Below are 614 nucleotides of genomic sequence, written 5' to 3' on the forward strand. Positions count from 1 at the left end.
ACGGTGAAGGGCTTGCTGTCTGCCCCACCCTCGTCCGTGGTCCCCGCCACATTGCCATTCACGACCCCGCTCCAGTCCGCCGGCAAGCTAAAGCCAGGTACGCCCGCTGTGCTCGCACCGCTCCAGCTGTAGCTGCCCGCCACCGCGCCAGCCACCCAGCCTGCCCCCATCAACGCACCTGCCGGCACACCGCTCAGGGTCACCGTCACACCGGTCACCTGCTCCGAACCATCCGCGTCGGTCGCAGTGACACCCAGCTGCGCCGCCAGCGATACCGCCACCGGTGCATCCGTTTCTGCCAGCACCAGGTTGGTGGCGCTGACACTGATATCCCCTTCCACTCCGATAGTGACCGTGCCACTGCTGTTGGCCGTGCCTTCATTGGTGGTCGCCACCACGGTGTAACTGATGGGCGCACCGGTGTTGTTCGCGCTGCCCGACACCCCGGCCGTCGAATAGTCCGCCGGGAACACCAGCCCAAACGCCGGCGGCAATGCCCCCGCCACCACGTTCACTGTCAGGACGTTACCCACCAGGGTGCCACCCACTGCAGTGGTATTCGCAGGCAAATTGTTGAAGGTATACACCAGGCTGGTCCAGGTCTCTGACCCGTC

General features: G+C 65.5%; 1 protein-coding gene. It reads right to left on the minus strand.

What is annotated here, in order from left to right:
• A partial coding sequence (locus G5195_RS20155) for a hypothetical protein (protein ID WP_421236416.1) occupies positions 1 to 614 on the minus strand: 614 nt, incomplete at both ends.

Origin of the sequence: Aeromonas sp. 601039 (assembly GCF_049174415.1) — a bacterium.
GTDB classification, from domain to species: Bacteria; Pseudomonadota; Gammaproteobacteria; order Enterobacterales; family Aeromonadaceae; genus Aeromonas; species Aeromonas veronii_A.